The sequence below is a fragment of the Gracilibacillus halotolerans genome (assembly GCF_014206945.1).
Taxonomy (GTDB): domain Bacteria; phylum Bacillota; class Bacilli; order Bacillales; family Amphibacillaceae; genus Gracilibacillus; species Gracilibacillus halotolerans.
The window spans coordinates 154723-175384 of the sequence record NZ_JACHON010000001.1 but is presented as its reverse complement, the minus strand read 5'-3'; the positions used below and the strand labels follow the sequence as shown (position 1 = coordinate 175384).

Here is a 20662-nt window from a genome sequence, read left to right as displayed (position 1 = left end):
GAAAAGCGCCTCCTATTCTAGGTCTATAATCTTATTCACAAGTGTTACGATCTCTTGATCCTCTTTGTCTATTCTCTTCTTTAATTCGAGGATAAGAGCTTGACGTTTTGTAAACTTATCAAATAACTGTAATTTTTCTTCGTATTCTTCTAACATTTGCTCTGTTCTTTTCACATTATCGTATATTGCTTGGCGAGAAACATTGACTTCCTCCGCAATTTCTCCTAGCGAAAAATCTTCTCGGTAGTACATTTCCATATAATTACGCTGTTTCTCTGTTAATAGCTCTTGATAAAAATCATATAACGAATTAATTCTGGTCGTTTTATCTAACATATCTCTACTCCTTGTTAAGCACTACCTCTTAACAATCAGTCTATGGCCCCATATATTAACTGTCAAGGTTTTCTTCTTCCATCATATCAGCAAACAATCCATAGACAAATGCCTGCGGGTCAAATTGTTGAAGATCTGTCATTTGCTCTCCTAAACCAACATATTTAACAGGTATACCGAGTTCATTTCTTATAGCAAGAACAATTCCACCCTTTGCAGTACCATCTAATTTAGTTAAGACAATACCTGTCACATTTGTAGCTTCACCGAATGTCTTTGCTTGGCTCAACGCATTTTGACCAGTTGTAGCATCGAGAGCTAGTAAAACTTCGTGTGGGCCGTTAGGAACTTCTCGTTCAATAACTCGTTTGATTTTGGAAAGTTCGTTCATTAAGTTTACTTTATTTTGTAATCGACCTGCTGTATCGCAAATAAGTACATCCGCATTTCGAGATTTTGCAGCTTGAATTGCATCAAAAATTACGGCAGCTGGATCACTACCTTCGCTATGTTTTATTACATCAACGTCTACACGTTTTCCCCACTCGTTTAACTGCTCGATGGCACCTGCACGAAACGTATCTCCTGCAGCTAAGAGAACCTCTTTCCCTTGCTCCTTAAGTTGATGTGCAAGTTTACCGATCGTTGTCGTCTTCCCTACTCCATTAACGCCTACAAAGAGGATAACGGTTAATCCGTCCTCTTGAAGATTCAACGTTGCTATCTCTTCGTCATCTTCCCCTTGATAAATTTCTACTAATTTTTCTGAAATTACACTTTTCACTTCATTTGTATCTTTAATGTTTTGTCGTTTTACTTCCATTTGTAATTCATCAATTAAATCCATAACCGTTTCTACCCCGACATCTGCAGATATAAGGATTTCTTCCAAATCTTCAAAGAAATCTTCATCAACTTTACGATATCGTGCAACAAGATCATTTATCTTTTCTGAGAATGACTTTCTTGTTTTAGTAAGTCCTTCTTTATATTTATCCGAAACCTGCTCTGTCTTTTCGGTAGATTGAAATTTCTCTTTTAATTTTTTAAAAAAGCTCATTGTCGAGTCCTCCTATTATACTTCCAGTAGTTCTGGAGCTTCCTCCAATTTAACAGATACAAGGCGAGATACTCCAGATTCCTGCATCGTTACACCGTACAACACATCCGCTTCCTCCATCGTTCCTTTACGATGCGTAATTACAATAAATTGTGTTTGGCTGCTAAATTGTTTTAAATATTGTGCAAATCTACTAACATTTGCCTCATCTAATGCCGCCTCTACCTCATCAAGGACACAAAAAGGCACAGGACGTACTTGTAAAATAGCAAATAAAAGTGCAATAGCTGTTAAAGCTCTTTCTCCACCTGATAACAATCCAAGTTGTTGTAATTTCTTTCCTGGTGGCTGTGCAATAATATCTACACCTGTATCCAAAATTTCATTCGGACTTGTAAGGCGTAGCTCCGCATGACCACCGCCGAATAGCTTGTGAAATACAGTTGTAAAAGCCTGTTGAATTTTTTCAAATGTATCATTAAATCTAGTAGCCATTTCATGATCCATTTCCGCAATGACTTCATAAAGAGTACGTTTCGCCTCTTCTAAGTCTTGTCGTTGTTTTGATAGAAAATCATAGCGCTCTTTGATGCGATTATATTCCTCAATTGCGCCTAAATTAATCGTACCTAATTCCTCAATCGTCTTTTTGAGTAATTTAACCTGTGCTTTTGCCTCTGTTATATCCTCTGGCTGTTCATACGATTGTTTTGCTTTTTCGAATGTCATTTCATATTCTGTTTCCAATAAGTTTAGTCGATTTTCTAGCTCAACATCTAGACGATTCGCCTTAATTTCCAGAGCTTGTATTTCATTGTTTGTCTGTTTCTCTTGACGTGATAATTGTTCCAATCTTGCATTAGCATGATTGATTTCTGTTGTTATATCAAGTCGATTCTTTCGCAGCTTTTCCATTTCATTCTTAATTTCCTCATTGTCAACTCTGCTTTGCTGAATCATCTCATTAAGTTCTTCTTCTGTTTGCTGTTTTTGCTTTAATTCGATTAGCTGTGTTAACTGTTGTTGCTTTTGCTCGATATCCTGCTCTGTTTCCTGTAAATCTGAGTTGGTACGTTGCATTTTCTCCTTTTGGAAATCAATCGAACTTCTTAGCTCAACTAATTGTAAGTGAAGATTTTGCTTTGTTGCTTCTAGCGTCTCTTCTTCTTGTTCAAAATTTTCTAATTGCTTTGTCAAACGCTCAATTTTTTCATTTAAGTTCTTCGTTTTCTGTTCCATTTCAGAAAGGAATTGTTCGGTATCTTCTAACCTTCTTGTTAATTCTTCCCTTTCTTTCTGCTCCATCAATTGATCTTGATCATATACAGATAGACGGTCAGTAACATGCTCAAACGATAACTGTGCTTCTTTCCAGTCCGCTAATGCATGTTGGTACTTTTCACGAATCTCAACTAACTTCTGTTCCGATTTTTCGTGCTCTTGTTTCTTGTCTCGCTGTCTCGCTTGTTGTTCTGTTAGTTGATTTTCATAGTCATCAATCCGTCGTTCATATTCATCTAGTTTCTTTGCTAAGGATTGTAGTTCACGCTCTCTTGTAAACAAGGATTGATTATTCTTCTTTTGCGCACCACCAGTCATAGAACCTCCTGGATTTACAACATCTCCACCAAGTGTTACGATACGATATTTTCTCCCTGTTAATTGAGCTAACTCATTTGCACCACGTAATGATTTAGAAAGAATGATATTGCCTAAAAGGGATTGAATAACTGCCTTATATTTCCCCTCATATTGAACTAGATTTGCGGCGATCCCGATAAACTCTTCGTTGCCTTTTATTCGCTGAATAACTTGATCTGGAATCCATTTTGGTTGCATAGAGGATAAAGGTAAAAAGGTTGCTCTCCCTTTATTTTTAGTTTTTAACCAATTAATTGCATCTCTGGCAGTTTTTTCGTTATCTGTTACTATATGCTGTGCTTGTCCACCGAGTGCTGTTTCTATTGCTTGTACAAAAGTATCATCCATTTCAATCAATTCAGCAATTGCGCCGTGAATACCTTGTAGTTGTTTACTTTCCCGAGCTTTAAGAACTTCTTTTACACCGAAATAAAACCCTTGATAATCTTCTTTTAATTCTTCCAACATTTCTTTTCTAGACTTAATGTTTTCCATGATACGATACCCTTTATGAAGTTTATCGTTCATATCTTGTACTAGGTGCTCTTCCGTTAATAATTGCTTAGAAAGCTGTTCTAAACCACTCTCAAGTTGTTTCAATTCTTCCTCTAGTTTGGTAACATATAGTGCTTTTTCACTGACCTTTCTTTCTAGCGTTGTATGTTGATCAAGTATTTCCTTCCATTTAGAGGACTGTGTATCTTTTCGCGTATCTAATCTTTCTAGTTGTTGTAATATAGATGTTCGTTCGTTTCTTTTAGCCGCCTGTTCATTTAATAGCTCGATATACTCACTCTTAAAAAACTCAATATCTTCTGATACAGAGTCCTTACCTGTTAACAGCTTTTGCTCGACGGAATGAATCTCGGAAGATAAATCCTTGCGTTTCAATTCCAATTGTTTTAAATTTGTTGCCTCTTCATTTCTTAATGTTTTTAATTCCGATTGCTTTTCTTCTAACCGAGCAATCTCATCTTCCATTGCCTTTTTGTTTTCTTGGAAATGATGTAGTCGTTCATGGAGTATTTTTTTATTTCCTTCTAGACTCTCTAACTTTTTCGTTTCTTCGACATATTTTTCCTGTAAATTTTGGAGAGTTATATCTAACTCATCAACTAATTTTCTATTGTTATTTAACTGTGAACTGCAAGTTTGTATATCTGTTTGAAGTGTTACGGATAACTGTTGCTTATTTTTTATTTCGTCTTCTGTTTGTCCCCACTCGTTATGAAGCATCTGAATTTCTTTTGTTAAAACCCCTACCTCAATATTCGTTAACCGTTCCTTGTGAAAAAGATATTCTTTTGCATCCGATGCTTGACGTTCCAGTGGATCAAGTTGGGACTCAATTTCATAAATAATGTCTTCCACTCTGTTTACGTTCTCTTGTGTATCTGAAAGCTTAGACTCTGCTTGTTTTTTACGGTTTTTATATTTTAGAACTCCTGCTGCTTCTTCAAATATAATTCGTCTTTCATCTGCTTTCGAGCTCAGTATTTCTTCAATTTTACCTTGACTGATGATGGAGAATGCTTCTTTCCCTAATCCTGAGTCCAAAAATAATTCTGTTATATCTTTTAAGCGACAGGCTTCTTTATTCATGTAGAACTCACTCTCACCGGAACGATAGATTCTCCGCGTCACACTTACTTCTTCATAATCAACTGGTAATGTTTGATCCGAATTATTTAATACAAGTGTTACCTCAGCAAAATTAAGTGGTTTTCTCGTATCACTACCTTGAAAGATAATATCTTCCATCTTAGCACCACGTAGTGATTTAACAGACTGCTCACCTAACACCCATCGAATAGCATCTGTAATGTTACTTTTTCCACTACCATTGGGACCAACAACAGCGGTAACACCTGGAACAAAATCAACTTTGATTCTTTCCGCAAAAGATTTAAAACCAACAGTATCTAATTGCTTTAAATACATCATCAAAACTCCTATACCATATATAAATAACGTCCAAATATGTAAATGTTGCGATTCACTTAAAACATAAATTATATGTTTTTATTTTTGTAGCGATATATTACTAATATTTTTTAGATTATCATTGTATTTTGTAACTCATTTATTTTATCATAAAGAGGGAGAAGTGAGAAGAAACAATAAAACATGCTAATAATTGGAGTGAAATCATTGAATTTAGATGTGAAGAGTGAAGAAAATCTAACAATTGTTCTCAAAGAAATGGGCAAAAAATTACAAGTTGCAAACGCTGACTCATTAATGAATCCAGATGACTATAAACTGGAGAGTTATGATGAATTAAAATCGTTATATGATCTATTAGTAACGAAAGAAAAGCTGACTGTATCCGAAACCCATGCCTTTATCGATGAATTAAGAAAACACAGAAAATAAACTATTTCTGGGACAAAATACATTCTGAATACTCGTCATGTAACTAGTTACACTTCATCCTTCTATGTCTTATGTACTAGTGATCAACCAGCGTTTTACTAACACATAATAATATGATACATATTCTAATTTTGTCCCAGACAACTATTATTATTTCTTTGCAGCTGCTTTTTCCTTCAATCGATCTAATGCTTTTTTAGCTGCTCGTTGCTCTGCTTCCTTCTTCGTTTTCCCCATACCATCGCCAGCTTTTTTTCCATTGATCGTCACTACAGCGAAAAATTCACGGTCATGTGCTGGTCCTCTCTCATCAGTAATTTCATATTCCACCATCCGGTTCTTCTGTTGCTGTACAGTTTCCTGAAGTTGACTTTTATAATCCATCGTATGTGAAAAAGCACCGATAACTATTTCTGGATAAACATATTCTTTTAGAAAGGAAATCACTTTACTATATCCCTGATCTAAATATAAAGCTCCGATAAAGGCTTCAAAAACATCTGCAAGCAATGCAGGTCGATTTCTCCCGCCAGTTAACTCCTCTCCTTTACCTAAAAGAACATATTTATTAAACTCCAATGATTGTGCAAATTGTACCAGTGCAGGCTCACATACAATCGATGCTCTTAATTTCGTTAAGTCACCCTCTTCTAAATCATGAAATTCACGATAAAGATACTGTGAAACACCTAATTCCAATACCGCATCACCTAAAAACTCTAGCCGTTCATTGTCCATTAGGCTCTTGTTTCGGTGTTCGTTTACATAAGAGGAATGGGTAAAAGCTTGCTCTAACAGGGTTTCATCCTTAAAAGTTATGTTAATACGTTGTTGCAATTGCTTCAAATCTGTCATTATTTTCACCTGCCACTCTACTAGTAATCTTATTGTAACAGAAAAGCCTTACTTCTGTAAGGCTTTTCTAACCATTAACGGTTGCTGTCTATGTAGCTTACAGCATCACCTACTGTAGCAATCTTTTCTGCATCTTCATCAGAGATTTCTAGATCGAACTCATCTTCTAATTCCATTACAAGCTCCACTACATCTAATGAATCTGCTTCTAAATCATCCTTGAAGGAAGCCTCAAGGGTTATTTTTGTTTCATCAACATCTAATCGGTCTACAATAATTTCTTTCACTTTATTAAAAGTATCTGACATTTCTTGTCACCCCCTTTCAAAGTATGTATTACATAATCATGCCGCCATCTACTTGTAATGTTTGTCCAGTAATATAGCTTGACATGTCGGACGCTAAAAATAAAGCAGCATTTGCAATATCTTCTGCACTCCCTAGTGATTGGAGCGGTATAAGATTTAGCATTGCTTCTTTTTGCTCTTCCGTTAATTGATCTGTCATCTCTGTTGTTATAAAGCCAGGAGCTATTGCATTTACTAAAATGTTTCGGGTAGCAAGCTCCTTAGCTGTAGTCTTTGTTAGACCAATTACAGCTGCTTTTGCCGATACATAATTTGCTTGTCCTGCATTACCACTAATCCCAACTACAGAGGAAACATTAATAATTCTACCAGATTTTTGCTTCATCATATGACGAATAACTGATTTTGTACATAAAAATACACCTTTTAAGTTTGTATCGATTACTTGGTCAAAATCTGCTTCACTCATTCTCATAATTAAATTATCTTTTGTGATACCTGCATTATTTACAAGAATATCGATACGACCAAACGTTTCGAGAGCTTCTTTAACCATATTTTTTACGTCATTTTCTTTACTGACGTCCGCTTTTATTTTAATAGCTTCTCCACCTGCAGAAATAATATCATCTACAGTTTCTTGCGCCTTTTGTTCATTCCCTGCAAAATTGACGACAACTTTCGCGCCGTTTTCTGCTAGTTTTCTTGCAATTGCTCTCCCAATTCCCCTTGATGCCCCCGTTACTAAAGCAACTTGACCTTGTAGCATTTAGTTTTCCTCCTTCATCCACGCGATAAAATTTTCAAAAGAAGCGATATCTTGTACAGAGAATACATTTGCTCGTCTGTTTACCTTTTTAACTAGACCAGATAAAACTTTACCTGAACCAACCTCAACAATGGCATCTAATTCCTCAGCTAATAAGTTTGTAATAATTTCTTCAAAACGAACAGGTGAATACAGTTGTTCTACTAATAATTGTTTTATCTCGCTTTGATTTTGAACCTTAGTAGCTGTCACGTTCGCATAAATTGGAGTAGTCACATCATTCCAGTTACATTCATTTATTTCTTCTTCCAGCTTACTAGCAGCTGGTCTCATTAAACTTGAATGAAATGGGCCACTTACTGATAGAGGAAGCACACGTTTAGCACCAGCTTCTTTAAGCTCTGTAACTGCTGCATCTATAGCAGTTCTTGTTCCAGAAATGACAATTTGCCCTGGACAATTAAGATTAGCGATTTCTACCGTAGTACTTAAGTTAACAGTAATCGTATTCAGTACTTCTTGTATTTCCTCCTGTTGCAAACCTAATACGGCAGCCATTGCACCTTTTCCTGCAGGGAAGGCTGATTCCATCAACTTACCTCTCCTATGTACGAGCATAATTGCCTCATCAAAGGAGATTGCTCCTGTTGCAGTTAATGCACTGTATTCACCGAGACTATGGCCTGCAGCTACTTCAGGTGTAATTTGATGTTCTTTTAATAATTCAGAGATAATGCTACTTACTAATAATAATGCTGGTTGTGTGTTCTCTGTTTTTGTTAATTCCTCATTAGGTCCTTCGAACATGATATCTTGCAAGTTATACCCTAAAATATTATTAGCTCGGTTAAAATAATCCTTTGCTAAATCAAATGTTTCGAAAAAGTCTTTCCCCATTCCAATCGCTTGTGAGCCTTGACCAGGATAAATAAAAGCTACACGTTTCAAGGTTACTCCCCCTTATTTTCTTCCAGATTACGAACCTCAGAGCTAATGGTTTCGATAACTTCGTTTTCTACAATTTCAACTGCTTGTTTAATCGCACTAAAAACTGCTTGGCTATTCGAAGAACCATGAGCTTTTATCACTGGTGCTTGTAATCCAAATAATCCTGCTCCGCCATATTCGGAGTAGTCTAATTGATTTTTTAAGCCTTTAAGTTCATTTTTAGCTAATACAGCCGCAATTTTTGTTTTTGTGTTAGCCATGAATTGCTTTTTCATCATCGAGAATAAAGTCATGGCTGTTCCTTCAATTGTCTTTAATGTGAGATTACCACTAAACCCATCTGTTACGACGACATCCGCTACACCGTTTAGTAAATCTCTTGCTTCTACATTTCCAATGAAATGGACAGGAGCATCCTCTAAAAGTTCATAAGTCTTTCTCGCCAGCTCATTTCCTTTGCCTTCTTCTGTTCCTATATTTAATAAACCTACACGTGGTTTCTCAAATTGTCGAACTTTCTCCATATAAATCGAGCCCATAATCGCATACTGTAATAAATGTTGTGGCTTGGCATCTGCATTTGCTCCTACATCAAGTAAGAGAAATCCTTTCCCATCAACTGTAGGCAGTGTTGGACTTAGTGCAGGACGGTCAATTCCTTTAATTCTACCGACTACAAATAAACCTGCACTCATTAACGCACCTGTATTACCAGCTGAAATGCAGGCATCAGCTCTGCCTTCTTTGACCTCATTTGCCATTAACACAAGGGAAGCGTTTTTTTTCTTTCGCACTGCTCTTACAGGCTCATCCTCTCCTGTAATTACTTCATCTGTATGTAAAATTGATATTGATGGATGTTTGTCCATATAGTTCTGAATTTCGCTCTCTTTCCCAACAAGTGTAATTTGCAAGTTAGGAAATTCCTCTACCGCCTTAAGTGCTCCTAATACGATTTCCTTTGGCGCATGATCTCCGCCCATGGCATCTATTGCAATTCTCATGATTGATTCCGTCCTTTTTATTGATTTGATCGATACATTACGAAGTCTCCCTGAAAGACCATTTCGTTGTCCACAAAGCTTTCTACCTCAACTTTTGTACGGCTTGGCTTGTCTTGGCCAAGGACGCGTGCTTTCGCAATAACGCGCTCTCCTTCAACAACTTGACGAGTGAATTTAATTTCCGCGTTTGCTGTTAAAGCCAAGTCATCGTTAATAACAGCTACTGCCAGCGAATTCGCCTGTGCAAATAAGTGATGACCTCTAGCGATTTTATTACGAGAAAAAACATGATCTTTTGTAATATCTAAGATTGAAATGGCTCGTTTATCTAATTCTAGATCAATGATTTCACCGATCACTTCCTCAAGCGGTAAAGCCTTCACCGTCTCATTCCAATTTGAAGCTGCAACTGATTTAATCCGTTCTCTTAATTCTGGTATATTTAATTCCATTCTATCTAATCGAATGGTTTGTATGCTTACTTGGAATAATTTAGCTAATGCTTCATCCGTAATAAAAGGTTTTTGTTCGATTGTTTCCTTCAAAAGAATTTGCCTTTCTTTTTTCGGCTTTCTCATCTAATTTTCCACCATCCAATAGGCACGTCCATATTATACTAGTCATTTGCTTTCTATGTTTGATTAGCAACGAATATCACTAAAATAGTAGTATCATTTTTATGATTTCACCGATATTATGACTAGGTACTAACAGTAATATATAATACCTGTGTAAATATTGCAAGTCTCATTAATTTAGTAATGTATCGTCATGTAACAAGTTTTGGTTTACATACTTCTTCAACTTTTCATACTCTGGCTCTACTAACTTATTTCCAAAGATGATTTCATATGCATCATTTCTAGCAGTCTCTAATGCTCGGTAATCATGCACAATATCTGCTAGTTTAAACTCTGGTAATCCACTTTGTTTGACACCAAATATATCCCCTGCACCACGTAACTGTAAATCCTTTTCTGCTAACTCAAATCCGTCCGTTGTTTCTGACATTATTTGCATTCTTTCCTTACCAGTTTCCCCTTTTGGATCGGCCATTAAAATACAGAAACTTTTCTTCGTTCCACGACCTACTCTCCCTCTTAACTGATGAAGTTGAGACAAACCAAACCTGTCCGCATCTTGAATTACCATAACAGTAGCGTTTGGTACGTTCACTCCTACCTCTACAACTGTAGTAGATACAAGAATTTGAATATCGTTATTAGCGAAATCTCGCATCACCGTCTCCTTTTCATCCGATGGTAACCGTCCATGCATTAAGCCTACTTTAGCACGACCTTCTAATATTAAACTTAGCTGTTGGTAAACATCGAGAGCGTTTTGAATATCTAACTTATCTGATTCTTCAATAAGCGGGCAAATAACGTATGCTTGAGAGCCTTGCTTTACTTGTTCGTATACAAAGGCAAATATTCGATTCATCATATTTGGCTTCACCCAATACGTTTCAATCGGTTGTCTTCCTTTTGGCATCTCATCGATTTTCGAAACATCCATATCTCCATACATGGTAATCGATAATGTTCTTGGAATTGGAGTAGCAGTCATGTATAAAGTATCTGCTAATATACCTTTTTCTTGTAATATATTTCGTTGCTTTACCCCAAAACGATGTTGCTCATCAATGATGACGTAACCTAAGTTTTTGAAGTGAACTTCATCTTGAATTAACGCGTGCGTTCCAATAATAACGTCACATTCACCCGAAGCAAGTGCTGCTAATATTTCCTTGCGTTTTTTGCCTTTTACAGAACTAGTTAATCGCATAATAGTAATATCTTCAGGTAAGATCTCTTTCATTGATGCTTCATGTTGTTCAGCTAATATTTCTGTAGGCACCATAAAAGCCGTTTGCTCACCAGCTTTAACTACACCATATAAGCTCGCAATTGCTACAGCTGTTTTACCAGAGCCAACATCACCCTGTAACAATCGATTCATTCGATAAGGTTGAGATAAATCCTTGAATATCTCATTTAACACATTATTTTGAGCAGTTGTTAATTCGAATGGGAAACTTTCTATAAGTTGATCTACTTCCTGTTTATCGATCTCTTTAGCATTTCCTTTCGTTTGCTCTTTTGTATTTTTCCTTAATTGTTGCATTTGAAGCTGGAAAATTAATAATTCTTCATATATTAACCTTCTCTTCGCATGTTTCAAATGATAAAAAGAAGAGGGAAAGTGTATCTCTTGAAATGCCTCTGCTCTAGTCGGTAACTTATAATTTTGCAAATAAGAGAGAGGTAAAATTTCTTCAATATCTTGTTTATATGCTTCAAAAGCAAGCTTCATCCATTTCTTAATTTGAGCTTGCTTTATCTCTCCTCGTGAAGAATAAATAGCAGTTATAGGAGCATTTTTATCTATTGCTCCTTTCCTGTACTGATCAATGGTTATCTGGAGGCGATGCTGATCCCATTTACCATTTACCGTAACGATCTCTCCCGGTTGAAAATGGTCTTTAGCAAAAGCTCGATTAAAAATAATTCCCTTGACTGCTACGTTATCAACTTGAAGGCTGACAACAAGACGTGACCTCTTTTTGTGAAAATAGCTTACCTGAGGTGGATGGATTACCTTTCCCACAATTGTTACTTTATCCTGATGCGTTAGCTCGTGCAGTGGCTTTTGTTCATATTGATCATAGCGAATAGGAAAGTAATTCAACAAGTCTTGGATACGATAAATACCAATAGCTTGAAGTTTTTCAGCCATTTTTGGGCCAATTCCCGCTATTTCTCCAATGGAATCTGTCAACACAATTATCACACTTTCTATGTAATTGTCTTCTCGAAGCAAATCTGCTTTGAGACAGCAATAATAAATATCATCCTACTTTAAAATAGCATCAAATATATTATACTAGTTTTTATATTTATTTTTCACTTGAAAGCCATTTGGTTATTGGTGCATAATCTCTTACCTACGTAAAATTAATAAAAGCTTAAAGTAATAGAAAAATCAAACATACTATGATTAGTATGTTTTCAATAAATAAAAATGTGGGAACCGATATGATTCGAAATGAATCTTTCGGTTCCCACTATATAAAGTACGTGTACTTTTTATAACTTTTTATTCAACAGAAAAAATAAAGGAATATACAGGTTGATCACCTTGATGTACTTCTACTTCAATGTCCTCATAATTCTCTTCGAGGTATGAGATAATCTCTTCCTGTAATTCATCAGTGGAATCTTCTCCACGTATGATCGTTACTATTTCATCTTCTTCATCATCAATTAAATTATCTAAAAGTCCTTTTACAACTGTAAATTGGTCTTCATCCGTAATAGAAATTTTCCCATCCGAAAGACCCATATAATTACCATTCTTAATTGTCATGCCATCTATTCGTGTGTCTCTCACCGCATACGTGACCTGGCCAGTTTTTACGGAGCTAGATGCTTCTTTGAATGCTTCTACATTGTCTTCTAAATTTCCTTCCGGGTTATATTGTAACAATGCAGACATTCCTTGCGGGATTGTTTTTGTCGGAACTACGGCAACATTTTCACCAGCTAGTTCAGCAGCCTGTTCTGCTGCCATTATAATATTTTTATTATTAGGTAAGATTATTACACTTTCAGCATTCGCTTCTTTAATAGCTTCTGTAATATCTTGTGTACTAGGATTCATCGTTTGTCCACCTTGAATAACGACACTCGCACCAAGGCTTGTAAATATATTAGATAAACCTTCACCCATTGCAACTGCTACTACACCTAATTTAGTTTTTTCTTTTGCAACAGGTTCTTTTTCAGGCTTTCCAACGATATTAGAATGTTGTTCACGCATGTTTTCTACTTTCAAGTTAATAAAACTTCCAAACCTCTGACCTAGGTTAAAGACGTCACCTGGATATTCTGCATGAATATGAACTTTAACAATTTCGTCATCAGACACAACGAGTAAAGAGTCACCGTGTGCACTTAATTCTTCTCGGAAAGCCGCTTCATCATACGGATTTTCTTTCAACTTGTCTTCTTCAAAACGCACCATAAATTCCGTACAATAACCGTATTGAATGTCATCTGTATTCATAAAGTCTTGAGCTAGTTTATGATGTTCCGCATTTACGAGGTCATCTAATTCCATTGTATCACTTGCAAAATCTTCAGGTAATTCTTCCCCTTTTAGATTAGCAAGAAAACCTTCATAGATAACAACTAGCCCTTGACCACCACTATCCACTACTCCGACTTCTTTTAAAACAGGCAAAAGCTCTGGAGTACGTTTAAGTGAAATCTTTGATGCTTCTACAACTTTATCTAAAAATTCAATTAAGTCATTTGTTTCCTCAGCAATCTCCAATGCTCGATTAGCCGTATCCTTTGCTACTGTTAGAATAGTACCTTCCACAGGCTTCATAACAGCTTTGTATGCTGTAGCAACCCCGCTATCTAACGCATGTGCAAATTCTTTCGTCGTTAACGTTTTTTTACCTGCGACACCTTTAGAAAAACCTCGGAAAAGTTGAGATAAGATAACTCCGGAATTTCCTCTTGCACCCATTAATAAACCTTTTGCAAAAGCATTACCAACTTGCTCAACTGTCGTGTTATCGCTTTGCTTCACTTCATTTGCTCCAGAAGTTATCGTTAAATTCATATTTGTTCCTGTATCACCGTCCGGCACTGGGAATACATTTAGTGCATCGATTCGATCTGCATTGTTCGATAAGTGATGTGCACCTGCTAATATCATATTAGCTAATGTTGCACCATCGATATTTTTTAACGTCACTTTCCATTTTCCTCCCTAAAACTAATCTTGGATTACCCGAACACCCTGTATATAAATATTGATGGTTGTTGTCTTTAATCCTAAGGTTTTTTCTAAGTTGTATTTAACTTGAGATTGCATATTATGAGCTACTTCAGAGATTTTTGTTCCATATCCTACTATGATGTACATATCAATGTGAATTTGATCTTCTGCTTGACGTACAACAACACCTTTTGTGAAATTCTCTTTACGGAGTATTTCTGCTATTCCGTCTCTAAGTTGTTTTCTAGATGCCATCCCTACTATCCCATAGCATTCAATCGCTGCTCCACCTGCAATAGTAGCAATAACCTCGTTCGTAATCGTAACATTACCATCTTCATATTTTAACACAACGGACATTTCTATTCCTCCTAAATTTTGAATGTCAAATCGGTATCCGTTAAGTATTTCACCTTCTCGGCTCAAGCTTCCTTTAATTGTGACTTTAAAAAGTCATAGACCATTATTAAAATATAATTTCCCATTCCTATTTTCTGATAAACACGTAACAGTTATACCGTTCCGTAGTAGCTTTCTTAGCACAAATATGTAGTGAAACATTATAGAAAACAGTAAAAATAAATGAAGGTTTTCCTTTATAGAATGGCTGAAAAACCGGCTGATGTCAAGCCAAGTGTAGTTCTCTACTATGTTAACTTAACTGGAAAGATTCCTTAATTGACATTTCATTTCTTTTTCGCTTTGTAATAGAAGCTATTTATTCCATTATAACGTAAATCACCATCGAAATATAAAAATGAAAATTGCAATTGAAGGTAATTTGTGATAAATTATATTGGTATGTAAAGAGTTTGTTTTAGTAGGAGGGATTCATATGGCACGCAAATGTGTTGTAACTGGACGTAAAACTAGCACTGGAAATAATCGTTCACATGCGATGAATGCAAATAAGCGTAGCTGGAAAGCGAACGTACAAAAAGTTAGAATTATGGTAGATGGAAAACCAAAACGCGTTTACGTATCTGCTCGCGCTCTTAAATCAGGAAAAATCGAGCGTGTATAATGAAATACAAGAAAGGTGCCTACTATTAAATGGAAGGCACCTTTTTATATAAAATGACTTTAGCTACGTCTTTTAATGGATGTCCTATTCTTAGATAGAAGAACGCCTAGTGGCTCTATAAATTTGTTGAGAGTATAGTTACCACGAGACTTAGTTCTACACCGTAATAATAGGTGATGCGTCATTCAATAATTAGCTCGAAAGCTGAGACGTACCTGTTAATCAGTAGAAAACGTATTAGAAAGTTTTTGCCTCAGCTTTCCATCATTTATTTTTTTGTGCCTAAAAGTGCTCGAATCACTCCACCCAAAAATTTAGGAAGCTTAATCGTATAAAATTTCATTTTTTTGCCCTCCTCACCCTCTGATCAACCTTTTCTTCACTTATGGATAGAAGCCCTATTCTAGTCTATGTACAAAACGAAGGAATATTGCATCTGTTCTTCATTTCTAACAAAAAAACTTCTCAGCAAGCATATAACATCATTACTTTTTAAATATATGAATACTATCTCTATATCATGCAAACCTATTTACCGTGTTATTGATTGTTTAACTTAAATGTTCAATAGAAAAAAGCAAGGATTATTTGTCCCTGCTTTTAATCATTAGAAGGATTCCTTCAGTAAAGGTGAAGGAAGAAGTTTCTTCTGTTATTTTATTCGACATACATAGAGTAGAACCCCACTGTACGTTAGTATTCGTTAACTTGTAGTAAAAACCTTCTAACGATACGTTTTCAACGACAGGTGTAAAAGGAATAAATGAAACATAAGGGTAATTTTCAGATTTCTTTACAATATATTTTCCAGGTTTGTATAGTGATATTTCATGGTGACAATCAACGATAACCGCATCTATATCATGTGATAGTAACCGGTACAATTGTTGCATGTTGATTAACTCATGATCGATTCGCCCTGCTGTCACTCCAAATAAATAGATTTTTTCCGGGTCTAACTTTAACCCTTCGTTTAGAGCCAATTCTAAGTCTGTTTCATCTTTCTCTGATGGGTATTCTTCGATGTTCACCGTATGTTGTTTTATTTGCTCGTATTCTAGCTCAGATACCGAATCGAAATCCCCTAAGGCTAAATGGATAGGTATCCCTTGTTCGAGTAAAACAATAGCGCCAGAATCAGCACCAATCCAATAGTCAATTTCATTCTTATAGGAATGAAGTTGTGGAATCTCCTCACGCGGCCCACCAGCAACGATTCCTATTTTCATTGTTTATCAGCTCTAGCTTTAATCGCACTTTGACGGATGGATTCAATCGCCTTGGCACGATCACTACTGTTAAACACGGCACTTCCAGCTACTAGTACGTTAGCGCCTTTTTCTACACAGAGTGCTGCCGTTTTCTCATTAACTCCTCCATCTACCTCAATCTCAAAGGATAAGGACAGCTCGCTTCTCCATTTCGATACTTGTTCAATTTTAGATAAAACGTCCGTAATGAATGTTTGGCCACCGAATCCAGGATTCACTGTCATTAACAACACTAAATCTACATCTTTCAATATTGGCTTAATCATTTCTGCAGGTGTAGCTGGATTAAGAACAACACCCACTTTTTTACCTGAGTCTTTGATTAAATGGATTGTACGGTGTAAATGGTTTGTCGCTTCCACATGAACACTAATAATATCTGCTCCAGCATGTGCAAAAGCAGATATGTATTTATCAGGGTTTTCTATCATTAAGTGAACATCTAACGTAACATCTGTCTTCGGTCGAATGGATTCTACAATGAGTGGCCCTATTGTAATATTCGGAACGAAATGTCCATCCATGACATCGACATGAATATAATCGGCACCCCCTGCTGTAACATCTTCTATTTCCTCCAACAAATAAGAGAAATCTGCTGATAGAATTGATGGTGCAATTTTTATGTCCATCTGTTAATACCTCGGCTTTCTACTTTTAATTTCTTGATAAAATTGAAGATAATTCTCATACCGTTCCTTCATTATATCTCCGTCTTCTAAAGATTTTTTCACTGCACATTGCGGTTCATTTATATGCATACATCCTCTAAATTTACACGATTGACTTCGTTCTCTAAATTCTTTAAAACAATGAGGCAGATCCTCCAGCTCAATTTCAGAAAAATCAATCGCACTAAAACCAGGTGTGTCCGCAATTAATCCATTCTCAAAAGGAATCAGTTCAACGTGACGTGTTGTATGTTTTCCTCTTCCTAAGCTTTCAGAGATTTTATTTGTCTCCAAATCTAGGGAAGGTATTAACTTGTTTAATAAAGATGTTTTCCCAACTCCTGACTGGCCAGCAAATACAGAAACTTTGTCGGTTAAATAAGGTGACAGAAGCTCCTTCATATCTTGATCATATTTAGATAAAAACTGAACGTTACATCCTATTTCACTATAGTAGTTGAGTTTTTGATTCCAGTATGTTTTTTCATCAGGTGTTAAGAGATCCATTTTAGTAACAAAAAGTAATGGCTCAATTCCTTTATCTTCCACTAAAACGAGAAATTTATCTAGTAAATTCAGGCTCAAATCTGGCTCTTTAACAGAGGAGACAATAATTGCTTGATCCACATTGGCGATTGGCGGTCTTTTAAGTTCATTTTTTCTTTGATCAATATCTAATATATAGCCTTCTTCTTTTTTATCAAATTCAAATGTAACTTCATCGCCAACTAGAGGGGTAATTTTCCTTTTTCGGAATACCCCTCTCCCTCGGCATTGTATCACTTCATCATTGTATTCAATGTAATAAAAACCGCTTAGCGCCTTTATAATACGACCTTTTGGCATCTACTCACCCTCTACTTGTTCATAGGTTATTGATTTTTCCAATATTAATTGATCGTCTCTCATAACTCTATACGTTGCAGATTCGTCTGGTGCAATAACGAGATCTATATGGAAAGTTGTATCTTCTGTAATGAATTCCACTTCTTGATACAATTCACTCATTTGATGGTTCATATCTTCTACAAAAATACTAACTTCTTGTTGTTCTCCATCATTACCTGTATAAGGGATAGAAAAAGATGCAGTGTGATTAATTGGTGATTTAGGCTCTGGACCTTGCGATACAGTGATGTTTACTTCCTGCCCTTTAACTACATTTTCGTTTGCTTTTGGATTTTGCTCCATTACAATTCCGTCTTCGACATCGTCACTATACGCGTTTATAACATTCACTTTTAAGTCTTGAGCTTCAAGATATTCTTTTGCCTCATCAACGTCTAACCCGATTAATCGGTTGATAGGAAATGTCTCTTCCCCTTTACTTATTTCAAAAATAATACGTGCTTCAGACGGGATTACGAAGTCCCCTTCATTTGGTTGGTGTTGCTTTATAATTTGTCCTGAAGGTTCATCTGAAAAACTTTCGAAAACCTCGATGTTTTCTATATCAAAGCCTTGACCCTCAAGTAGCCTCTTTGTACGTTCAAAATCGGTCCCCGTATAATCTTCAAATTCGATTTTTTCGGGACCACTACTTACAAATACTTGTATTTCTCTTCCTTCTTTTACGACTTCATTAGCACGAGGAGAAGTCTGCACAACATGATTTTCTTCTATTTCCTCATGCACCGTCATTTCTTTCGTAACCGTTAAATTCAGGTTTGTTAGTTCTTCTAATGCTTCTTCGTATGGCATATCTGTTACGTCTGGTATCGTTACGTCTTTTGGCTGAATTATGCTTGGTAACACAAAGAGTGCTAAAACAATAGCACTTAGAAGAACGACAAATAAGCTAATAACCCATTTGAATGCCTTTTTCTTTTTCGTCTTTTTTTGCTTATTATTTTTAGTCGTACCCTTCGATTTCTTCGTTGATTTCCCTTTATTTGGTGGGTGGATAATCGTTTCGTCTGATACGTCCTCTACTCCCTCACTCTCAGGAAGCGGGACAATTGGAATCGCTTTTGTTACTGTATCATCACTTATTGGAACAACGAATTTTGGCTCGTTGAGACGTTCAGGGTCCAAAGAACTAATTAAATCTTCTTCCATTTCATCAGCTGTCTGATATCTAAGAAACGAATCTTTGGCTGTTGCTTTAAATACTATATTCTCGATCGACTGAGGGATAGATGGATTTTGTTCCCGTATAGATGGTGTATTTGTCTGTAAATGCTTTAATGCAATTGAAACTGGTGAATGACCGGAAAAAGGTAGTGTCCCAGTTAACAATTCGTACATTACGATTCCCAAAGAATAAATGTCAGACTTATTATTTGCTTTTCCGCCTCTAGCTTGTTCCGGTGACAAATAATGTACCGAGCCAAGCACAGAATTTGTTTGAGTTAGAGCAGTAGAACTAAGAGCGACGGCTATTCCAAAGTCAGTAATTTTGACTTGACCATAACGATTCATTAACACATTCTGCGGCTTAATATCACGGTGAATTAAATGATTTTCATGAGCATGACTAATAGCAGAAGTTAATTGTGTCATTATATCGATAACTTCTTCGACTTCTATTGGTGCACGCTGTTGGATATATTGTTTAAGTGTCATGCCATCTATGTATTCCATGACCATGTAATAAATATTATCCTCATCACCTACATCATAAATATTTACAATATTAGGATGGGATAAACTTATTGCTGCCTGTGCTTCACGATGAAAACGAATGATAAACTCCTCATCATTCGCAAATTCTAATTTAAGTACTTTAATCGCTACTTCTCGATTTAGAATGGTATCGTCACCTAAATAAACATTAGCCATTCCTCCGCCACCAATGAGACGCTTAATTTTATAGCGATCATTGAGCAATTTACCTTCCAACATCATTTCTATCCTCTCCCGCCAAATGATGCACTACTACGACGGATATATTATCCTCACCGCCTCTATCATTTGCGAGTTGGATAAGATGATTAGGTGTATCTGACAAATCATTTAATAAAAGAGAGTCATGGAGTTCATCATCACTTATTTTATTCGTCAGACCATCTGTACATAGTAGTAAAGAATCATTCTCATCCCATTCTAACGTGAAAACATCAGGAACAAGTACAGGATCCGTTCCAATTGCTTTTAGAATTACGTTTTTCCTAGGGTGAAAATGAGCATCTTCTTCTGATAATTGACCAGTTCTAACTAGCTCGCCAACTAACGAATGATCTTCCGTAAGTTGTCGAAATCCTTGTTGAGTTTTTATATAAGCACGGCTATCTCCAATGTGTACAATACTAATGAATTGGTTTGTACATATTGCAGCAACTACAGTTGTTCCCATTCCTGCACATTCTTCATCTTTAGTTGCTTTTTCATACACGATTTTATTTGTTTTAACTAATGTTTCTTTTAACCATTGTTCAGCCTCACTCTTTGATAGTTCTGGATTGTCCCAATTTTTCCATTCTTCCATAAAAGAATCGACAGTTAATCTACTTGCTACATCACCAGCTAAATGACCACCCATTCCATCAGCAACGATAGCAAGAAGGGAAGATTCATTTTTCTCTGCAACAGCAGCAGCATCCTCATTTACTTTCCTAACTTTACCAACATCCGTTTGAACATAAAATTTCATCCAGTTTCACCTC

At 36.2% G+C, this 20662-nt stretch carries 20 protein-coding genes; 2 read left to right on the top strand and 18 right to left on the bottom strand.

Annotation, left to right across the window (positions count from 1 at the left end; genetic code table 11):
- Window positions 1–12: 12 nt before the first annotated feature.
- Genes GGQ92_RS00890 through smc form a run of 3 tightly spaced genes read right to left on the bottom strand, consistent with a single transcriptional unit; the run spans window position 13 to window position 4978 of the window.
- Complete coding sequence (locus GGQ92_RS00890) at window positions 13–336, bottom strand: putative DNA-binding protein (RefSeq protein WP_184243604.1); 324 nt, start codon at window positions 334–336, stop codon at window positions 13–15.
- 55 nt (window positions 337–391) lie between these two features.
- On the bottom strand, window positions 392–1396 hold the full coding sequence (gene ftsY, locus GGQ92_RS00885; RefSeq protein ID WP_184243602.1) for a signal recognition particle-docking protein FtsY: 1005 nt from the start codon (window positions 1394–1396) through the stop codon (window positions 392–394).
- A 15-nt stretch (window positions 1397–1411) separates the two neighbouring features.
- The gene (gene smc, locus GGQ92_RS00880; protein ID WP_184243600.1) at window positions 1412–4978 is read right to left on the bottom strand and encodes a chromosome segregation protein SMC; all 3567 of its coding nucleotides are present in this window, start codon (window positions 4976–4978) and stop codon (window positions 1412–1414) included.
- Window positions 4979–5188: 210 nt separating this feature from the next.
- Between smc and GGQ92_RS00875 the strand changes: the two genes are divergently transcribed.
- Window positions 5189–5413: a DUF1128 family protein gene (locus tag GGQ92_RS00875; RefSeq protein WP_184243598.1), complete on the top strand. Its 225-nt coding sequence runs from the start codon at window positions 5189–5191 to the stop codon at window positions 5411–5413.
- A 150-nt stretch (window positions 5414–5563) separates the two neighbouring features.
- Here the strand turns inward: GGQ92_RS00875 and rnc are convergent, their stop codons facing one another.
- The 9 genes from rnc to GGQ92_RS00830 form a co-directional block, all read right to left on the bottom strand.
- Complete coding sequence (rnc, locus tag GGQ92_RS00870) at window positions 5564–6268, bottom strand: ribonuclease III (protein WP_184243596.1); 705 nt, start codon at window positions 6266–6268, stop codon at window positions 5564–5566.
- Between the two features lie 74 nt (window positions 6269–6342).
- Window positions 6343–6576 carry an acyl carrier protein gene (gene acpP / locus GGQ92_RS00865; protein ID WP_184243594.1) on the bottom strand — a complete coding sequence of 78 codons (234 nt, stop codon included), beginning with the start codon at window positions 6574–6576 and terminating at the stop codon, window positions 6343–6345.
- Between the two features lie 28 nt (window positions 6577–6604).
- The gene (gene fabG, locus GGQ92_RS00860) at window positions 6605–7345 is read right to left on the bottom strand and encodes a 3-oxoacyl-[acyl-carrier-protein] reductase (protein ID WP_184243592.1); all 741 of its coding nucleotides are present in this window, start codon (window positions 7343–7345) and stop codon (window positions 6605–6607) included.
- The gene (gene fabD, locus GGQ92_RS00855; protein WP_184243590.1) at window positions 7346–8293 is read right to left on the bottom strand and encodes an ACP S-malonyltransferase; all 948 of its coding nucleotides are present in this window, start codon (window positions 8291–8293) and stop codon (window positions 7346–7348) included.
- Window positions 8294–8295: 2 nt separating this feature from the next.
- The gene (gene plsX / locus GGQ92_RS00850; RefSeq protein ID WP_184243589.1) at window positions 8296–9297 is read right to left on the bottom strand and encodes a phosphate acyltransferase PlsX; all 1002 of its coding nucleotides are present in this window, start codon (window positions 9295–9297) and stop codon (window positions 8296–8298) included.
- 17 nt (window positions 9298–9314) lie between these two features.
- Window positions 9315–9875: a transcription factor FapR gene (gene fapR, locus GGQ92_RS00845; protein WP_184243587.1), complete on the bottom strand. Its 561-nt coding sequence runs from the start codon at window positions 9873–9875 to the stop codon at window positions 9315–9317.
- Window positions 9876–10047: 172 nt separating this feature from the next.
- Window positions 10048–12081, bottom strand: coding sequence for an ATP-dependent DNA helicase RecG (gene recG, locus GGQ92_RS00840; protein WP_184243585.1), 2034 nt, complete (start codon window positions 12079–12081; stop codon window positions 10048–10050).
- 315 nt (window positions 12082–12396) lie between these two features.
- Complete coding sequence (locus GGQ92_RS00835) at window positions 12397–14067, bottom strand: DAK2 domain-containing protein (RefSeq protein WP_184243583.1); 1671 nt, start codon at window positions 14065–14067, stop codon at window positions 12397–12399.
- Between the two features lie 21 nt (window positions 14068–14088).
- Complete coding sequence (locus GGQ92_RS00830) at window positions 14089–14451, bottom strand: Asp23/Gls24 family envelope stress response protein (RefSeq protein WP_184243581.1); 363 nt, start codon at window positions 14449–14451, stop codon at window positions 14089–14091.
- Between the two features lie 475 nt (window positions 14452–14926).
- Here GGQ92_RS00830 and rpmB point away from each other — a divergent pair, with 475 nt between their 5' ends.
- Window positions 14927–15115, top strand: a complete 189-nt coding sequence (gene rpmB / locus GGQ92_RS00825; RefSeq protein WP_184243579.1) for a 50S ribosomal protein L28 — start codon at window positions 14927–14929, stop codon at window positions 15113–15115.
- A gap of 268 nt (window positions 15116–15383) precedes the next feature.
- On the opposite strand, the gene spoVM is transcribed toward rpmB, so the two are convergent.
- From spoVM to GGQ92_RS00795, 6 genes are all read right to left on the bottom strand, one after another.
- On the bottom strand, window positions 15384–15458 hold the full coding sequence (gene spoVM, locus GGQ92_RS00820; RefSeq protein ID WP_184244743.1) for a stage V sporulation protein SpoVM: 75 nt from the start codon (window positions 15456–15458) through the stop codon (window positions 15384–15386).
- A 241-nt stretch (window positions 15459–15699) separates the two neighbouring features.
- Complete coding sequence (locus GGQ92_RS00815) at window positions 15700–16344, bottom strand: thiamine diphosphokinase (protein ID WP_184243577.1); 645 nt, start codon at window positions 16342–16344, stop codon at window positions 15700–15702.
- Window positions 16341–17018: a ribulose-phosphate 3-epimerase gene (gene rpe / locus GGQ92_RS00810; protein WP_184243575.1), complete on the bottom strand. Its 678-nt coding sequence runs from the start codon at window positions 17016–17018 to the stop codon at window positions 16341–16343. Before rpe ends, GGQ92_RS00815 begins: the two co-directional genes overlap by 4 nt.
- A gap of 3 nt (window positions 17019–17021) precedes the next feature.
- Window positions 17022–17903 (bottom strand): ribosome small subunit-dependent GTPase A, encoded by an 882-nt coding sequence (gene rsgA / locus GGQ92_RS00805; protein ID WP_184243573.1) that lies wholly within the window; start codon window positions 17901–17903, stop codon window positions 17022–17024.
- Window positions 17904–19904, bottom strand: a complete 2001-nt coding sequence (gene pknB / locus GGQ92_RS00800; RefSeq protein ID WP_343068732.1) for a Stk1 family PASTA domain-containing Ser/Thr kinase — start codon at window positions 19902–19904, stop codon at window positions 17904–17906.
- Window positions 19888–20649 (bottom strand): Stp1/IreP family PP2C-type Ser/Thr phosphatase, encoded by a 762-nt coding sequence (locus GGQ92_RS00795; RefSeq protein ID WP_184243571.1) that lies wholly within the window; start codon window positions 20647–20649, stop codon window positions 19888–19890. The genes pknB and GGQ92_RS00795 overlap by 17 nt, the downstream gene beginning before the upstream one ends.
- Window positions 20650–20662: the final 13 nt, after the last annotated feature.

What these genes read in the sequence shown, in the direction of transcription:
- GGQ92_RS00890 (WP_184243604.1), bottom strand. Translation starts at nt 336, where the DNA reads ATGTTAGATAAAACGACCAGAATTAATTCGTTATATGATTTTTATCAA.
- GGQ92_RS00795 (WP_184243571.1), bottom strand. Translation starts at nt 20,649, where the DNA reads ATGAAATTTTATGTTCAAACGGATGTTGGTAAAGTTAGGAAAGTAAAT.
- GGQ92_RS00815 (WP_184243577.1), bottom strand. Translation starts at nt 16,344, where the DNA reads ATGAAAATAGGAATCGTTGCTGGTGGGCCGCGTGAGGAGATTCCACAA.
- acpP (WP_184243594.1), bottom strand. Translation starts at nt 6,576, where the DNA reads ATGTCAGATACTTTTAATAAAGTGAAAGAAATTATTGTAGACCGATTA.
- fabG (WP_184243592.1), bottom strand. Translation starts at nt 7,345, where the DNA reads ATGCTACAAGGTCAAGTTGCTTTAGTAACGGGGGCATCAAGGGGAATT.
- plsX (WP_184243589.1), bottom strand. Translation starts at nt 9,297, where the DNA reads ATGAGAATTGCAATAGATGCCATGGGCGGAGATCATGCGCCAAAGGAA.
- rpe (WP_184243575.1), bottom strand. Translation starts at nt 17,018, where the DNA reads ATGGACATAAAAATTGCACCATCAATTCTATCAGCAGATTTCTCTTAT.
- GGQ92_RS00830 (WP_184243581.1), bottom strand. Translation starts at nt 14,451, where the DNA reads ATGTCCGTTGTGTTAAAATATGAAGATGGTAATGTTACGATTACGAAC.
- smc (WP_184243600.1), bottom strand. Translation starts at nt 4,978, where the DNA reads ATGTATTTAAAGCAATTAGATACTGTTGGTTTTAAATCTTTTGCGGAA.
- rsgA (WP_184243573.1), bottom strand. Translation starts at nt 17,903, where the DNA reads ATGCCAAAAGGTCGTATTATAAAGGCGCTAAGCGGTTTTTATTACATT.
- fapR (WP_184243587.1), bottom strand. Translation starts at nt 9,875, where the DNA reads ATGAGAAAGCCGAAAAAAGAAAGGCAAATTCTTTTGAAGGAAACAATC.
- rnc (WP_184243596.1), bottom strand. Translation starts at nt 6,268, where the DNA reads ATGACAGATTTGAAGCAATTGCAACAACGTATTAACATAACTTTTAAG.
- rpmB (WP_184243579.1), top strand. Translation starts at nt 14,927, where the DNA reads ATGGCACGCAAATGTGTTGTAACTGGACGTAAAACTAGCACTGGAAAT.
- ftsY (WP_184243602.1), bottom strand. Translation starts at nt 1,396, where the DNA reads ATGAGCTTTTTTAAAAAATTAAAAGAGAAATTTCAATCTACCGAAAAG.
- pknB (WP_343068732.1), bottom strand. Translation starts at nt 19,904, where the DNA reads ATGATGTTGGAAGGTAAATTGCTCAATGATCGCTATAAAATTAAGCGT.